At 52.5% G+C, this 15,380-nt stretch carries 12 protein-coding genes; 1 reads left to right on the plus strand and 11 read right to left on the minus strand.

The window, feature by feature from the left end; all coding sequences use genetic code 11:
* Window positions 1-39: 39 nt before the first annotated feature.
* From ACY2VW_RS05060 to ACY2VW_RS05110, 11 genes are all read right to left on the minus strand, one after another.
* Entirely contained in the window at window positions 40-1,449 is a 1,410-nt protein-coding gene (locus ACY2VW_RS05060) for a Sapep family Mn(2+)-dependent dipeptidase (RefSeq protein WP_461877293.1), read from the minus strand.
* Between the two features lie 107 nt (window positions 1,450-1,556).
* Window positions 1,557-3,119: an ABC transporter substrate-binding protein gene (locus ACY2VW_RS05065; protein ID WP_461877294.1), complete on the minus strand. Its 1,563-nt coding sequence runs from the start codon at window positions 3,117-3,119 to the stop codon at window positions 1,557-1,559.
* A 71-nt stretch (window positions 3,120-3,190) separates the two neighbouring features.
* Window positions 3,191-3,958, minus strand: a complete 768-nt coding sequence (locus ACY2VW_RS05070) for an ABC transporter ATP-binding protein (RefSeq protein WP_461877295.1) — start codon at window positions 3,956-3,958, stop codon at window positions 3,191-3,193.
* On the minus strand, window positions 3,951-4,787 hold the full coding sequence (locus ACY2VW_RS05075; RefSeq protein WP_461877296.1) for an ABC transporter ATP-binding protein: 837 nt from the start codon (window positions 4,785-4,787) through the stop codon (window positions 3,951-3,953). Before ACY2VW_RS05075 ends, ACY2VW_RS05070 begins: the two co-directional genes overlap by 8 nt.
* A 37-nt stretch (window positions 4,788-4,824) precedes the next feature.
* On the minus strand, window positions 4,825-5,631 hold the full coding sequence (nikC, locus tag ACY2VW_RS05080; protein ID WP_461877297.1) for a nickel transporter permease: 807 nt from the start codon (window positions 5,629-5,631) through the stop codon (window positions 4,825-4,827).
* Window positions 5,628-6,569: an ABC transporter permease gene (locus ACY2VW_RS05085; protein ID WP_461877298.1), complete on the minus strand. Its 942-nt coding sequence runs from the start codon at window positions 6,567-6,569 to the stop codon at window positions 5,628-5,630. The genes nikC and ACY2VW_RS05085 overlap by 4 nt, the downstream gene beginning before the upstream one ends.
* 10 nt (window positions 6,570-6,579) lie before the next feature.
* Window positions 6,580-9,048, minus strand: coding sequence for a methyltransferase domain-containing protein (locus tag ACY2VW_RS05090; RefSeq protein ID WP_461877299.1), 2,469 nt, complete (start codon window positions 9,046-9,048; stop codon window positions 6,580-6,582).
* Between the two features lie 169 nt (window positions 9,049-9,217).
* The gene (locus ACY2VW_RS05095; RefSeq protein ID WP_461877300.1) at window positions 9,218-10,492 is read right to left on the minus strand and encodes a transglutaminase domain-containing protein; all 1,275 of its coding nucleotides are present in this window, start codon (window positions 10,490-10,492) and stop codon (window positions 9,218-9,220) included.
* A complete protein-coding gene (locus ACY2VW_RS05100; protein WP_330410121.1) occupies window positions 10,389-11,180 on the minus strand; it encodes an N-acetylmuramoyl-L-alanine amidase in 792 nt (263 codons plus the stop codon). Before ACY2VW_RS05100 ends, ACY2VW_RS05095 begins: the two co-directional genes overlap by 104 nt.
* Window positions 11,181-11,262: 82 nt before the next feature.
* Window positions 11,263-12,279: a hypothetical protein gene (locus ACY2VW_RS05105; RefSeq protein WP_461877301.1), complete on the minus strand. Its 1,017-nt coding sequence runs from the start codon at window positions 12,277-12,279 to the stop codon at window positions 11,263-11,265.
* 60 nt (window positions 12,280-12,339) lie between these two features.
* Window positions 12,340-14,040, minus strand: coding sequence for a glycosyl hydrolase family 18 protein (locus ACY2VW_RS05110; RefSeq protein ID WP_461877302.1), 1,701 nt, complete (start codon window positions 14,038-14,040; stop codon window positions 12,340-12,342).
* A gap of 576 nt (window positions 14,041-14,616) precedes the next feature.
* Here ACY2VW_RS05110 and ACY2VW_RS05115 point away from each other — a divergent pair.
* On the plus strand, window positions 14,617-15,366 hold the full coding sequence (locus ACY2VW_RS05115) for an adaptor protein MecA (protein ID WP_461877303.1): 750 nt from the start codon (window positions 14,617-14,619) through the stop codon (window positions 15,364-15,366).
* The last annotated feature ends 14 nt before the right edge of the window (window positions 15,367-15,380 follow it).

Consider the following 15,380-nt stretch of genomic DNA (forward strand, 5'->3'; position numbering starts at 1 on the left):
CAGCACTGGGACTCTTCTTTCCTCTTTACTGACAGATTTTTATTCCCCGCAGATCCGCACAATCGCCTCCGCGAAGATTACAACGCATTCTTTCAGGCATTCGATTTCCACGAACTCGTCTGCTCCGTGCATACGGTTATCAACTTCAAGATCCGCGCATCCAAACGCAACGCCGTTTTTCAGATGATGCACATACGTTCCGCCGCCGATCGCAAAGGCTTTGCCTGGTTTTCCAGTAACGTCCGTATAGCACTGCAGCAAGGTCTGGACAAACGGGCTGTCGGCCGGGACGTGATGCGGTGGGAACATTCCGCTGCCCTCCATGGAGAAGCCGCCTTTTTTCATGTTCTGCCCGGCGGTATCGTACAGGTTTTCTTTTGTCGCGCAGATCGGGGCGCGGCAGTCGTAGGAACCGGTCAGGGTTTTGCCGTCGTAGTTCATGAGGTCGAGGCTTAAGGTAAGCTCGCCGGACTCTTCGTCTGACATGGCGACACCGAGGCCTGCGCCTTTGCCGTCGCCGTGCGGGTAAACCTGACTGAGGAAGATGATGTCGTTTTTCAGTTCACTCTCTTCCATTCCAACGGATGCGAGAAGCTGCAGCAGTGCAGTCAGTGCATTGTTTCCCATTTCCGGGGTGGATGCGTGGGCGAAGGCACCGCAGACGGTGATTTTTACATTGCCGCTTTCGGTATCTTCTAGGATAAAGGAAACGCCGGTCTTCTGCTCCACTTCGTCAGCGCAGGTTTTCAGGTCTTCTTTTGCCATTCCGGCAAGCTCTGCATACGCTTTTCCCGGTACGACATTCAGTTTTGTGCCGGCCTGTAAGGACACGAGGCGCACACCTGTCGTTCCGGCATCGGAGGTTTTCTCGAAATGGCCGCGCATGCCGCCTTTCTCAATGTTGATGACCGGAAATTCGGCATCCGGGGAGAAGGTGCATGGTGCTTCCACTTCTTTCTTATAATAATATTCGAGGTCAGAGCTTCCGCACTCCTCGTCGGAACCGAGGACAAGACGGACGTTTTTCTTTAATGGGTAACCGAGTTCTTTGACAGCGCGCATTGCGTAGATAGCTGCGATCGCCGGTCCTTTGTCGTCTGCGGTTCCGCGGCCGAACATTTTTCCTTCTTTGATGAGCGGGGTGAATGGATCGGTCTCCTGCCAGCCTTCGCCTGCCGGTACGACATCGAGGTGGGCGAGAATATCAAGGCCTTTTTCTTCCTGATTAAAGTCAGCTGCAATCGCGTAGTTGTCGTAGTTGGTTACGGCAAAGCCGTATTTTTCCAGAATTTCGATTCCCTGCGCCAGTGCTTCTGCCGCCTGTGTGCCGAATGGTTTGCCTGGCTCTGCCGCCTGTTTTTCGCTTGGAATCCGGATCAGGCTTTTCAGATCCTCGATCATTTCGGATTCGTGGTTTTCAATATATGTTCTTAATTCTTCTTTCCGCATCGTAACTTCTCCTTTTCTCTTCTCTGGCACCGTCGCAGTGCCGTTCTTTTCCTATCATAACGCAGAAAGAGCAGAAAATCCACATTTTCTGCTCTTTTGCCAAATAATCATTTGTTTTTGTCCAAATTGACTGTAATTTCATAATAATCGCACGGATGCGCCGTAAGCCCCGTCACGCCCTCGCCGGATACCATCGACATTTTGAGGTGTGATGCGAAGAAAAACATGTGGTCATCCAGCAGCGTCTGCGTCATCTCGATGGCCAGTTCGGTTCGTTTTTCGGTATCAAACTCGCCGCTTAACTGCTGCTCCAGCATCTCGAGTGTCTCACTGTAATAACCTCCGCGGTTCTTGGAGGAATCCTGCAGGCAGTGCGTTGTGAAGAAATACTCGGGATCGCCCGTCGGTGCGCTGACAAATGCGCTGACATAAACATCCCAGTTTCCTTTTTTCAGCAGTTCCAGATGATTTGCCGTGCACTGGATCTGTACTTCGATTCCGATTTTCTTCAGCGATGCCTGTGCACTCTCCGCGAGAAGCGGCAGTTCCTGGCGGCTCGGATACGTGAGCCAGCAGATGGTCAGGCGTTTTCCGTCTTTTTCCACGTAGCCGTCGCCGTCCTCATCGGTCCAGCCTGCTTCAGCCAGCAGTTCTCTGGAATACTCAAGATCATAGGACTCCTCCTGCACTTTGCTGTCGCCGAATGCAAAGTAAGAGGGGAACGGGCCTTCCGCCACGCTTCCGTTTCCTTCCATCAGCGTATTCACAAAGCCCTCCCGGTCGATCGCTCCGATGACTGCCTCGCGCACGCGGTCATCCTGCAGCACCCCGGATGATCCGTTGAACTGTCCGAAGAAGGTACGCGACGTATCCGCCGAAGAAATCGTGTATGGTTCATCGCGGAACAGGATCAGATTGGAATACGGCAGGCCGTACGCCGCGTCGAGCTCGCCTGACTGTAACGCCATCGTCATCGTATCGCCGTCGCGGATCGTTTTTACTTCGATCCGGTCGAGCTTTGGCGTTCCGTTCCAGTAATTGTCATTTTTCATGAGCGTCAGTCCCTGATCCGTCTCCACCTGTACTGCGCGGTACGGGCCGGTTCCGGCGACATTGCCGTCATCCGTCACACCTGCCTGCATATCAATGATGCATCCATATGGGTCAGACAGATAATTCAGAAGCGCCGGGACAGGCTGTTCGGTGTGAATCGTTACGATCAGGCCGTCTGCCTCGATGCTCTCAATTTTCAGATCCCCGCGTGCACGGTCATGTACTGCGATCAGATCCTCGAGACATTCTTTGACCGCCTCCGCGTCGAGAGTGCGCCCACTCGTAAAGGAGATGCCTTCATGCAGTGTAATCCGCCATGTTGTATCGTCCACAAGCTCATAGCTTTCTGCCAGCCATGGCTCGATCTCCATAGAATCGGAATAATGAAACAGCGTCTCACCGATCCCATAGCGGATACACGCCCAGCCGGAATAGCCGTTGTGCGGATTGACATCGGACTCGTCGTTTTCGGCGTTGAATGTCGTGTCGCCGTATACGAAAACTTTTTCATCTGTACCATCTGCCGCTGTGCTCTGACAACCGGAAAACAGTACCACCGCCAGAATGCCGCACAAAACATATGCAATTTTTTTCCTTCTGCCGTTCTTTCTCTGCATTCTGTACTTCTCCTGTTTTCGCAAATGGCACCACCATTTCTGCTGTCTGATTTTCTGTTTCAACAGTTTTCTCACAGACTATACTCCATCAACAGTTTCGTATATTCCTCTTTCGGGTACTCCAATACCTCCCGCGTCTCCCCCTGCTCCACGATTTTTCCCTGCCGCATGACAATCACACGGCTGCAGAGTTCCCGCACCAGCGCAAGGTCGTGGCCGATCCACAGCATCGCAAGTCCTTCTTCCCGCTGCAGTTTTTTCAGCAGTTGAACGATCTGCGCCTGTACCGCCGCATCGAGCGCACTCGTTGCCTCGTCGCAGATCAGAAGAGACGGCTGCACAGCAAGAGCCCGCGCAATTGCGGCTCTCTGGCACTCTCCGCCGCTCGTCTCGCGGGGATAGCGCATCGCCGTTTCCGAACTAAGTTCCACTTTTTTCAGCAGCTCCGGCAGATGAAGACACGCCTCTTTCCGGCTCATTCCCTGATTCCGAAAAGCTTCCAGAATCCCGGTTTCGAGCGTCTGCATTGGATCGAAGGAATCCTGCGGGGTCTGGAATACCATCTGTATTTTCCGGTAAACTTCGCGCTGCCGCCTGCCTTTTCTTCCGAGGATTTCCTCGCCTTCCAACAGAACGCTGCCTGCATCCGCCTGGACCAATCCGGTGACCAGACGGGCCGTCGTGCTTTTTCCGCATCCGCTCTCCCCGATCAGGCCAAGACATTCCCCCGCATCCAGTGTGAAGCTGATGCCGTCCACGGCGGCAGATTCCGTTTCCCGGCCGGTTCCAGCAAAGTTTTTGCTTAAGTTGTTTACTTCCAGCAAGCTATGATTATACATCGTTCTTCCCTCTTCCCGGCACGGCCGCAAGGAGACTTTTCGTATATTCGTCCATTGGGTGATCAAAAACCGTTCTTGTCTCCCCCTGCTCCACGATGTTTCCATCCTTCAAAACAACAACCCGGTCTGCCATCTGCTCGAGAACCGCAAGATTGTGCGTCACCAGCACCATCCCCGTCTGCTCTTTCTGCTGCAACGCCTGAAGCCCCCGCAGCACCTGCGCCTGCGAAACCACATCGAGTGCGCTCGTCGGCTCGTCCGCCAGAAGAAGCGACGGATGCAGCAGCATCGCGAGCGCAATCCCGACGCGCTGGTTCATGCCGCCGGAGAGCGACGATGGATAGCTGTTCCAGATCGTCCCGCCATCCGAAAGCCCCATATCCGCAAATCGCTGGAGCGTCATATCTTTGATTTTTCTGCGGCTTTTTCTGCCAGATGGTCCCTCAGGAATCGGGCTGGTGAATCCGCGGCGTTTCTCATGGGCGCGCACACTCTCGCAGATCTGTGCGCCGATCTTCCGCGTCGGGCAAAGCGAAGCTCCTGTGTTCTGGAAAATCATGCCAATCTCTGAACCGCACAGACTGCGCAGCCTCTTTTCGGACATGCCTGTCAGCTCCTCTCCGCGAAATACGATCTGCCCACCGGTGATGGAACCATTCTTCCCCATCAGCCGCAGGATCGCACGCAGCAAGGTACTTTTTCCGCTGCCGGACTCCCCGGCGATGCCGACAGTTTCTCCTTTTTCGACGGAAAAACAGATGTCATTTAAAATTTGCTCCCCCTCATAACAGACAGAAAGGCCGCTGATTTCCAGCAGTTTTTCACTCATGTTTTTTGCTCCCTTTGTTTCCATTTTCGTTTGCCCCTTATCCCTGGTCCACCGTTTTCCGTACCGCCTCACCAAGCAGATTGCAGACAAGAACAGTCAGAAAAATCGCCAGTCCCGGCGCCAGAATGACCCAGGGCGCGGTCTGCAGCATACTTCTTCCGTTGCTCATCATCGCTCCCCACTCCGCCGACGGCGCTTCCGCACCAAGGCCGAGGAAGGACAGACCCGCGATTTCCAGCATCATCGTTCCGATATCAAGCACCGCTGTGACAATCGTCTGCCCCGCAAGATTCGGCAGAATATGGCGTCCGATCATCTTCCATGTTCCATTTCCTGCCAGCCGCGCCGCCGCGATGAACGGCATATGTTTTAATGCCAGCACACGGTTCCGCGCAAGCCGCGCATATTTCGGCCAGGAAACGAGGATCAGCGATACAACGGCTCCCGTCATGCCGCTCTGCAAAACACCGGAAAATGCGATTGCGAATACCATCCCCGGAAAAGCCAGAAAGACATCGGAGATCTGCATCAGAACCGTATCCGTTTTACCTTCCAGCCAGCCGCTGAAAATCCCGGCGAGTGTTCCGATCAGAGCGCTTGCCGCCACGACAAGAAGTGCTGAAACAATGCTGACCCGCGCGCCGGAGAGAATCCTTGAAAAAAGGTCCCGTCCATAGCAGTCCGTCCCCATCCAGTGCGCCGCGGACGGCGGAAGAAGGGACAGTTCCAGATTCTGCTCATACGGATCGTACGGTGCCAGATGGGCCGCACATGCGGCAAACAGCAGCAGTGCACCGGCGAGAATGCCATAAAAAAGGAGCTTTCTTTTCTGTTCTTTTTTCATCGCATTCCCTCCAGCTTCGCCCGCGGATCCAGCACGCCCATCAGCAGATCAGCAATGAGATGCAGCAGCAGATAGATCGCCGCCATCCACACCAGATATGCCTGAATCACGGGAATATCGTGCATGGAAACGGCATCCACGGCCATTTTTCCGACGCCGTTCCACATGAAAATCGTCTCAACGATGGCGGTTCCGCCAAGCAGCGACCCGGCGGATAGGAATAACAGCGTGACCATGCGAAGCAGCACGGATTTTAATACGCTTCCGAACAGAATCCGGTTTTCACTTAACCCACGTGCCCGTGCGCCCGCCACGTACTCCTGATCCAGCTCTGCAAGCACGGCAGAACGCACCTGACGGGTGTATTTTGCCGTCATCGAAACCGCAAGCGTTGCCGCCGGAAGCACACAGCTTTTCCATCCCTTTCCCATACTGAGCACCGGAAAAAGATTCCATTTCAGCGAAAAGAAATATAAGAGAAGAAGTGCAGTGAAAAACCCCGGAAACGAATTGCCCGCAAAGCAGAACAGACTGATACTGCGATCCGCCCACATATTCTGATATTTTGCACTTAAGATACCGAGCGGAAACGAAAGACAGACCGTCATGGCAAGTGCCAGCGCCGCAAGTGCAATCGTTGCGGGCAGTTTTTCGCGGAAGCTTACAAGCACTGGCTTTCCGGAGACATACGACTCCCCGAAATCACCGCGCAATGCGTTCTTCAGCCATTGCAGGTACTGGACAGCTTTCGGCTCATTCAGTCCCAGCTCATCCCGCATCGCTTCTTTTTCCGCCTCCGACATCACGCCGCCGCTGCTGCTCTCTTTTAAATCCACCGCATCGACCAAGGAAAGTCCCGTCAGCAGAAAAGCGAGAATCGTCACGCCGAGGAATACCGGAATCAGGCGAAGCAGTCGTTTTAACAGATATTTTTTCACAGATACTCCTTTACTGCTTCACAGCACAGATCGAAAACATCGGTGCCGGGTTATAGAACTCGTCTTTTTCCAGATAAATGCGTTTTCCAAGGCTCGTATCGATGCGGATTTCTCCCGCTGTGTTTTCGCACAGCACTGCCACATCGTACGCCGGCCGGTTTTTGCGGCTGATCGGGAGCTGTGATTTGATCCGTTCGCACTCTTCGAGCATCTCGTTTCCAACCTTGAAATGGGCATGCTCCTCCGGAAGTCCCTTCGTATCTGCAACGTCTTCTTTTCCGTAATTAGCATCGAAGTTCAGCAGAACGCCGCCTGTTTTCAGCACGCGCATCCACTCACCATAGGCATGCTCCGCATTCGGCAGTGTCCAGGTCAGATTTCGGGAAATCACAACGTCAAATGTTTCGTCCGCAAACATCGGATTTTCCGCGTCCATGACCTGGAAGCGGCAGTCTGCGTTCTCTTCTTCGGCGAGCTGGATTGCATTCTCAATCATCTCCGGTGTCAGGTCGATGCCGAAGACTTCGTGGCCCTCTTTTGCCAGCAGGATCGAGAAAAATCCGGCTCCGCAGCCCACATCAAGGATCTTTAACCGTCTTCCCGCCGGGATCTGTTTTTCAATCTCTTTCATCCAGCGCTTCGCAATCGGGTTTGCAAGTTCGGAGCGTCTCTGCTCTAAAAAGCTCTCGCTCCGTTTCTCCCAGTAATGGACAATCTGCTCTTTGCGGTCGTCGTACTCCGGCTCGCGCACAATTCTTCCGTAAGCAACGACAGGGCCCCCTTCTGTTACCTGCAGACTGCCCGTCTGGTACAGCACCACACCGGTGTACTCGGCACGGCATGTCTCACGGAGCTTTCCATTGTAATCACGGATCGTTCCGAGCAGTGCGCTCTCTGCAACCATGTCACCTGGCTTCACCGCCGGATACCAGAGACCGTCCTCGGATGCCGCCTGGTAGCGGACATCGGTCACTTCCATCGGCACGTAGTTCCGCACATCGCGGCGGATCTGATACATGCCGAGGCTGCTTAAGATATTGCGCACATCACGCTTGTCGGAATTGACCTCCTCGGAAGTCCAGGCTCCCATGCCGCCGCGCTCTAAGAGGATGCTCGCGATGCCCTTGGACGCCGCGTAGTTGTACGCTCCGCCTGATGACACCATGGAACGCACCATGTACGGAACATCCACCTGCTCCGCCATTTTCCGCGAAACTTCTGTCACCTCCTGCGCCGCTTTTCCGGCGTAATAGACATACGGCGTCAATGCTTCGAAATCATCGCCGCTGTGGAGATCAATATAATAATCCACCTTCGGATAAACTTCTTTTGTAATGGCCCACGCCAGACACTCCATCTCGGTTCCGTTCGGATTTCCCGGGAAGACGCGGTTCAGGTTTTTGCCATCGGAAAGTCCAAGACTGCCCGCACGGTTTTCAAAGGCTGGACGGTTTAAGACTTTTAAAATCACGATTGTTCCAACCGTTTTCTCCGGCAGAAGCTCCGCTCCCAGTTCCACACACGCCTGGATGCCGACGTATTCGCCGGAATGAACGCCGCCGGTGATCAGCATTGTTTTTCCGGGAAGTTTTCCACAGATGATCGTTCCCGGGAGCACGATATCCCCATTCGCAAAGGAGATATCCCCCTGATATTTTTCGCCGCGGCGGACGGTCACATCACCAAGCTGGAAGGACTGCTCTTCGCTTTTTTCCGCGCGCACCAGAAACATCGGTGTCGATGCATAGTTCAGTCTCTCCTCCTCACTCCAGACACGCTTCCAGATTTCGGAATCGGTCCGGATCGAACAGACACCGAGAGATTCGAGCACCTTCGTATCCCACGCCGGCCGTTCCATCGCAGAGAGCGGGACCTGACGCGCAATATTTTCCATACGGTCGATGTCCGTGCACAGATAATGGTCATCGAGCTGCTGCTCCTCCACTTTCTTGCGGTCTGCCTCGTATGCCTCTTTTTTCTCCTCATCATAGAGATAGCCGTACCAGTTCGCATCAAAATTGAGCAGTACGCCGCCCGGTTTCAGGACACGCATCCACTCCTGGTATGCCTGCTCCGGCTTTTCCAGATTCCAGGTCAGATTTCTGGAAATGACAACATCAAAGGTCTCATCCGCAAACTCCAGATTCTGTGCATCCATGCGCTGCAGTGTCACGCGCTCCAGACCGTATTTCGTATATTTTCCCAGATTCTCTTTCGCCTTTTCCAGCATCTCCTCCGTGTAGTCAACAGCCGTCACCGTATAACCTGCCTCCGACAAAATCATCGGGAAGAATCCCGGACCGGTTCCGATATCGAGAATCTTCATCTCTTCTTTCTTTTTCTCTGGAAACTGCTCCTCTAATACATGCAGCCACGCTTCTCTCTGGCTTCCCGCCAGCTCTTTTTCATTGACCTCAGAATACCCCTCCGCACGGGTTCCCCAGTAGGAGGCAATTTCCTGTAATAATTCCTGTTCCATATCTTCCGCTTCTTTCCTCTTTTTCTTAACTTTCCCGGCGCGGCCGTTTTCCAACCGCCCAAATATTCCTTTACTCTACCAAAAATCGGCCTTTTTCACAAGCCCCCACGGGGGATATCCTTAAGTCCGGCGCACAAATCTGTTTCCGGATATTTTTAAAGGAGAACCGTCATTCACTCGGTTCTCCTTTATATTGCCAGAATACCATCAGCTTTCTTGTCGCCGTATCCTCGCTGTATGTATATTTTACGGACCCGAGTCCGTAATAGCTGCAAAGATAGCCGGAAGCCTTATCGAGGAGCTCCGGTCGTGCTTCCATGGCCTGTGCCATCAGATCATCGGTGGCAAATTTAAACTCGGAATACTCTTTCGTCTCTTCAATATCCGTCTCCATTTCCCACAGAATCTGCGTCGCATCAAATGTATCCATGTACCGGCCGATCTGGCGGTAATACTCGAGGTCATCTGCGTTGCACGCCGGGAGCGGCAGATTCGCATCCGCCTGATGCGTGTCCGAAAATTCCGCATCGGAAACGCAGAGAAAATCGTAGTAGATCAGGTCGTCCGGCAGATTGTACTCGCCGCTCTCGCCCTCTGCGAATACCGGATCGCCCCAGGTTACATCGACGTTGTAATAATTGTCTCCGCACTTTACGATATTCCAGCCGTGCGCCTCGCCGGTGTCTGTCGTTCCCGTCACATAAATGACCGGGATATCCAGGCGGTTCATCAGATACTGGAACGTTCTGGCATAGCCTGCGCAGACCGTCTGTCCGTTCACAAGTCCGCTGTAGAGTGTCTGATTCTCCGGCGCATCTTTCACATAATCAATCTGCCGGATACATTTTTCAAAGACAGCCTTGATCTTCCCATAGTCATCCATCGAACGGTCGATATCACTTAAGAAATCATTTCCCGCCCCTTTGATCTGGGTCTGGCGTCCTGTGATCTCCTCCGCAGAAATCGTGTATTCCGGAACTACCTCGCAGTAGTTCTTCGGCTCGCCGTATCCCGTGACATGTGATGCTCCGTTGATCCAGCAGTACTCCGGGTAATCCATATAGACCCATCCGTAAACCTCCGCCGTCACATCGGGATCGCCGCCTTTTGTGATGATGGTTTCCTGGTGTTCCGCGATTCCCTGCACCAGTTCGCGGTAAATCATCTGTCTGTTTTCATCGAGCTGGCTGTAATAATACCGCTTCGCCAGCTCCTCCTCATCTGTATTTTCCGCCTGAAACTGTGTTGCGCCATTCTCTGACAGACCATTGTTTTCGTCTGCCGTCTGTGAAGCAGTGCTGCTGTCCGCTCCGCTTCCGTTCTGCGCGGGATCGCTCTCATCAAATTCTCCGAATACCAGATAAGCCGCCAGCAGGGCAAGCATAAGCGGAAGCAGCGCCCGCAGCGGTCTCTTCCGTCTTCGTCTGTGTCTTCTCTTTGCCATTCTTCTTTTCTCCCAGATACGTTAAAACGCCGTCACACAGTGCATCCGCCACCTTTTTCTGGTACTCCTTTGTGTTCAGGAGCGCTTCCTCCTCCGGATTTGAGAGGAATCCGCACTCGCAGATCACCAGCACTGCGTCTGTCTTCTTCAGCATGTAATACGTTTTGTTTCCCTTGGCTTTCCTGTGATTCGCCGGATCGAGCCCCGCGACCAGTGCAGCCTGCATGCAGAGCGCCAGTTTTTCGCCTTCTTTTGAATCCGTATAATAAAACACCTGCGCCCCTTTGACCGCCGCATCCGGGTAGCTGTTCTGGTGAATGCTGATCACACAGTCCGGCTTTTTTTTATGAATCAGCTGCACGCGCCGCTGCAGATCCTGCACTTTCGCATTCACGGCTCCCGGATCGGAGAGATCATCCTCCCCTTCCCGCGTCATCACCACAAGGATTCCCTGCTTTTCCAGCTTCTTTTTCAGCAGACGGGCAATTGCAAGGTTGATGTCCTTTTCTTTGACACCGTTTGCCCCGATTTTGCCGGGATCGTCGCCGCCGTGGCCGCTGTCCAGCACCACTACTTTTGTGGCTGCCTTCTGTGCTGCCACCAGCCGTGCGCCCTCGCGGGACAGAACATACGCCGCCGAAAGCAGAATCACCGCCATCAGCCATTCCAGTTTTTTCCCTTTTTCCAAATGAAAAGCCCCCTGCTGCAAATTTCCTTTCTTGGTCATTTTATGCAGCAGCGGGGCAGGTTACAACTCTTATTGCTTCCGGTTACTCTTCCTCATCTTCTTCATCATGCGCGCGATTCGGGATTTCATCCTCTTCTTCGTCGTTGTCATCATCGAGATAATCCGGCTCATTTTCGAGATCGATGACTGCAGAATTTTCGACGATTTCGTCTTCTTCCTCTGCTTCTTCTGCGGTATCTTCACGGTCTGGCTCTGCGGCTGTTTCTTTTGCCTCTCCGGGAAAGATACTTTTTACCGGATCTTTCATGAAGGTTTCCACTTCCGATGCAGAACGTTTCATCTCCTCACGCATTTTTTCGATGCCGGCAAAGGTCTCCTCAAAAATTCTGCGATTCTTCTCGAGTACACTCGTCATGGTTTCCATCTCGGCGTAAATCTTCTGGTATCTGGTGTTGGCTTTCTGCAGCTCCGCGTCCATATGGCTCTGGATTTCTTCTGCTTCGGCCTGCAGTTTTTCTTCATAAACAGCAGCCAGTTCCTCGCCCTTCTGACGTGCGCTCTCTACCATGTATTCGCACTGTTCCTTCGTCTCGCGGCGCTGCTTTGCACAGGATTCCTTTGTCTCTTCCCGCTGTTTCCGGCAGGACTCGTTTGTCTCCTCTCTCTTTTTGCAGCACGCCTCATCCGTTTCCTCCGTTTTCTCGCGGCAGGACTCGTCCGTTTCTTCGGTTTTCCGGCGGCAGGCTTCCTCGGTCTCTTCTTTTAGCTTTCTGCAGCTCTCCTCTGTTTCCTGTGTCAGTTTTTTTGCTTTCACCTGTGCCTCAAACACAAGGCCGCTGATGCTGTCATAATTGTCGATATAGCTCTGGTATTTCTCATGAATATTTTTTTCGAGCTCCTCGATTTTATCCTCACGCTCGCGGATCTTGCGGTTCAGCTTCTCGATTTCCTGCTCGTTTTCCTCGATCTTCGCTTCCAGTTTCTTCTGAGCGGCATACGCCTGATCTTTCAGGTTCTGCACTTTCGTCATGACATCGTCCTTATCGAAACCGCCCATCAGCGTTGTTTTAAATAATTCTTCGTGATTGTTTTCTGACATGTATACTCCTCCTTCGTGCCCGGGCTTTTATCATTCCCCTTATCCTTCCCGGACTCCTCGTCAACTGTTTGTTTCAATATATTTTGAAATCAGACTCCAGACGTCTGCGCACTCGAATCCGAGCTTCCACTCTGCCACTCCGGCGAGATCAGCGCTTTGGATCACTTTCAGTTTTTCCTCCATGGACTGCTCATCCTCCATCCAGATCGTGTATCTGGCATCGGAAGTTTCTACCGTTGCCACATTCTGGCCAAGGGATGCATCCCAGGTTTCTGTCATCTGATTCTCTTTGGCATAGTTTTTGGCGCCATCCATGCCCAGCACCTCGCTGGTAATGGCGCTCTGTCCGAACTTTTCCGTCCAGACACGGGTATAAAACGGGATTCCGCAGATCACCTGATCGGCAGGCATCACCCGCGTCATCTCCTCCACGGCCTGCTGTACGAACGGGAGGGATGAAACAGAGCCTGCCTCCTCGCTTCCCGCGAAATGCTCGTCATAGGCCATGACAATCATATAGTCCACAAATCTTGCCTGCTCGCCGCGCTGATAATACATCGTGTAAGCCTGCGGTACCGGCGTATCGACCGACACCACAAGATTCTGTGCATGCGCCGCGCTCGTCAGTTCCCGCAGAAACTGCAGGTAATGCGGGATTCCGGCCTCTTTCAGATTCTCGAAATCCACGTTGATGCCGTCCATGCCGCACGATGCTGCCTCGGCGAGCAGCTGCTCAATGATTCTGCTGCGCACGGATGCGTAGGCAAGATCGGTTGTTTCGTCAAATGCTTCATTAAAGTTATCAATCAATCCCCAGACTTCCCGTCCCGCTTCATGCGCCAGTTTCACGTAATCGGCGCTCGCAAGGCTGGAAATCGTACCGGTTTCGTCTGTCACGGAAAACCAGGTCGGTGAAATCACGTTCACGCCGGTCATTTCTGCTGTCATCTCTGCCATCGCGTCGTTCGACTCGGTCGATGTGCTCTGATGCCAGACCAGATTGATTTTGTGATCCCGTGTAATTCTTTCATAGGAATCTTTCTTTGCCGTCCGCGCTTCGATGGCCTCCGGCTCGGAGATATCCTCTGTCTGGATGTAGCCGGTATAGCCGTCCGCCGTCATGACTTTGCACCAGTTGTCCAGATTTTCCAGATACAGCAGGGTGTCTCCCTTCTGTACATCCGCAAGAATCAGACTCTTGATGCCGCCTTTCTGGCGCACCTGCGCGGTGTCTGACTGTACCGTCGCCTGTTCCACGCCGTCCCATTCATTCCGGATTACAACACGGTTGGGATCGCTGTAATATGCATAGTCGAGATCTGTGTATTCTTTTACGACATCCAGCGAAATGTAAACCGTTCCGTCGCTCTCCTGCTGTACGGCAGGCTGTCCGCCCTGTGTTTTGGCAACGGCCGCATCGCCCGGAAGCAGTGTCTGCACGCCGCCGCTCGTTGTAAGCAGGATTCCTTTTGTTTCTTCATCCCAGTAGAAGCAGCTGTTCAGCTGGGATTCTACATATGTGTACGCCGCATACGGCTCTCCTCCGATAAGGACGGCCTGCTCTTCCAGAAGTTCTCCGTTCTGGATCAGCGCAACGCTGTTTTCGTCTGTCAGGTTAAAATATTCGTTCCCGGCCATGTATTCGGTTCCGGGTTTATATCGGTTTATCAAAAATGAAACAATGCCTGCTGCACCGACTAGCACGATCAGAATCAATACGACCAGTACCGGCGCTGCTTTTTTCTTCTGTTGCTCCTTCATGTGTTCTTTTCCCCTTTTCTTCGCTCTGAAGATCTCCCCACTTGCGCCCATTATAACAAAAAAAATACCCAATAGCAACCGTTATGCGCAAGGGAACCGCATGCGAGTCAGAAAGTATCGTTACAGTTCACTGGTTCCCAGCGAACTGTAACATTCGCTTTTTGCTATTGGGTATTTTTCAGAAAATCTGTTTAAAAAGTTTTGTCGATTGTTTGTTTCATGGCTTATTTGCAGTTGTGACGTACAAAAAAGAAAGCCCCTTCGATCCGTATGAAATACTTTTGTTTTTAGTTTCAATGATCATGTTTCGCGGGGACGCCTTCTTATCCGATCCGTTTTTTCTGTGCCTGCTTCCGGCCGGAGTATGCACCCTCCGGACAGAAGCAAAGGTTTCCCCAATTCCCATTATACTTCAAACCGGGGGAATTACAAATAAAGTTTGTCCCTTCATTTCTGAAAAAATTATGCGAAATGTAAAAAAAATCTTAAGTTCTTTACTTCTTTCCGTGATGTGTTATACTATATCGTAAGTAGCCCTATTTATATAAGTAAAGAGTAATTAAGGACGTGAGAGTTATGAAAATAGAAAAAATCAATGACAACAAGATCCGCTGCACACTGACCAGCGCCGATCTTGCCGAAAGAAATTTAAAGCTCAGCGAACTGGCTTACGGCACGGAAAAGGCCCGCAGCCTGTTTCAGGATATGATGCTTGAAGCCAACCAGCAGTTCGGCTTCAATGTGGATAATGCCCCGCTCATGGTCGAGGCCGTTCCGGTGGCTCCGGACAGCATTGTCCTCATTATCACCAGAGTCGAGGATCCGCAGGAGCTCGACACCCGCTTCGCCAAATTTGCTCCATCCGGCGACGATACGGACGGACCGGAACCGGTACAGTATTCCGGCGCGGACGACATCATCGACCTGTTCCACAAGCTCTGCGATGTGAAGAACAAGGCACAGGAAATCGCAAAGAAAGCGTCACAGAAGGAAAACGAAAAAGAGCCTGCAGCATCCGAGGAAAAGAATGTGGATCTGGTACGCACCTTCCATTTCTCAACCCTCGACGATGTCATCAGCTCCGCAAAAGCGCTGAACCAGTATTTTACCGGCAGCAATTCCCTCTATAAGAACAGGGCAGATGCCAACTATCAGCTCGTTCTGCACCAGTCCGGCTGCAAACCGGAGGAATTCAACAAGGTCTGCAACATTCTTTCCGAGTACGGCAGACAGGAATCCTTCTCCCTGGCCGCTGAAGCATTTCTGCTGGAACATGGAAATGCAATGGTAAAAGAGAATGCTCTGCAGGAGCTGGCTTCTCTGTAAGTTTTGAAACGTAT

The sequence above is a fragment of the Fusicatenibacter sp. genome (assembly GCF_977045365.1).

Coding starts and splice junctions, on each gene's coding strand:
- ACY2VW_RS05060 (WP_461877293.1), bottom strand. CDS start 1,449: ATGCGGAAAGAAGAATTAAGAACATATATTGAAAACCACGAATCCGAA.
- ACY2VW_RS05065 (WP_461877294.1), bottom strand. CDS start 3,119: ATGCAGAGAAAGAACGGCAGAAGGAAAAAAATTGCATATGTTTTGTGC.
- ACY2VW_RS05105 (WP_461877301.1), bottom strand. CDS start 12,279: ATGTCAGAAAACAATCACGAAGAATTATTTAAAACAACGCTGATGGGC.
- ACY2VW_RS05090 (WP_461877299.1), bottom strand. CDS start 9,048: ATGGAACAGGAATTATTACAGGAAATTGCCTCCTACTGGGGAACCCGT.
- ACY2VW_RS05070 (WP_461877295.1), bottom strand. CDS start 3,958: ATGTATAATCATAGCTTGCTGGAAGTAAACAACTTAAGCAAAAACTTT.
- ACY2VW_RS05115 (WP_461877303.1), top strand. CDS start 14,617: ATGAAAATAGAAAAAATCAATGACAACAAGATCCGCTGCACACTGACC.
- ACY2VW_RS05110 (WP_461877302.1), bottom strand. CDS start 14,040: ATGAAGGAGCAACAGAAGAAAAAAGCAGCGCCGGTACTGGTCGTATTG.
- nikC (WP_461877297.1), bottom strand. CDS start 5,631: ATGAAAAAAGAACAGAAAAGAAAGCTCCTTTTTTATGGCATTCTCGCC.
- ACY2VW_RS05095 (WP_461877300.1), bottom strand. CDS start 10,492: ATGGCAAAGAGAAGACACAGACGAAGACGGAAGAGACCGCTGCGGGCG.
- ACY2VW_RS05075 (WP_461877296.1), bottom strand. CDS start 4,787: ATGAGTGAAAAACTGCTGGAAATCAGCGGCCTTTCTGTCTGTTATGAG.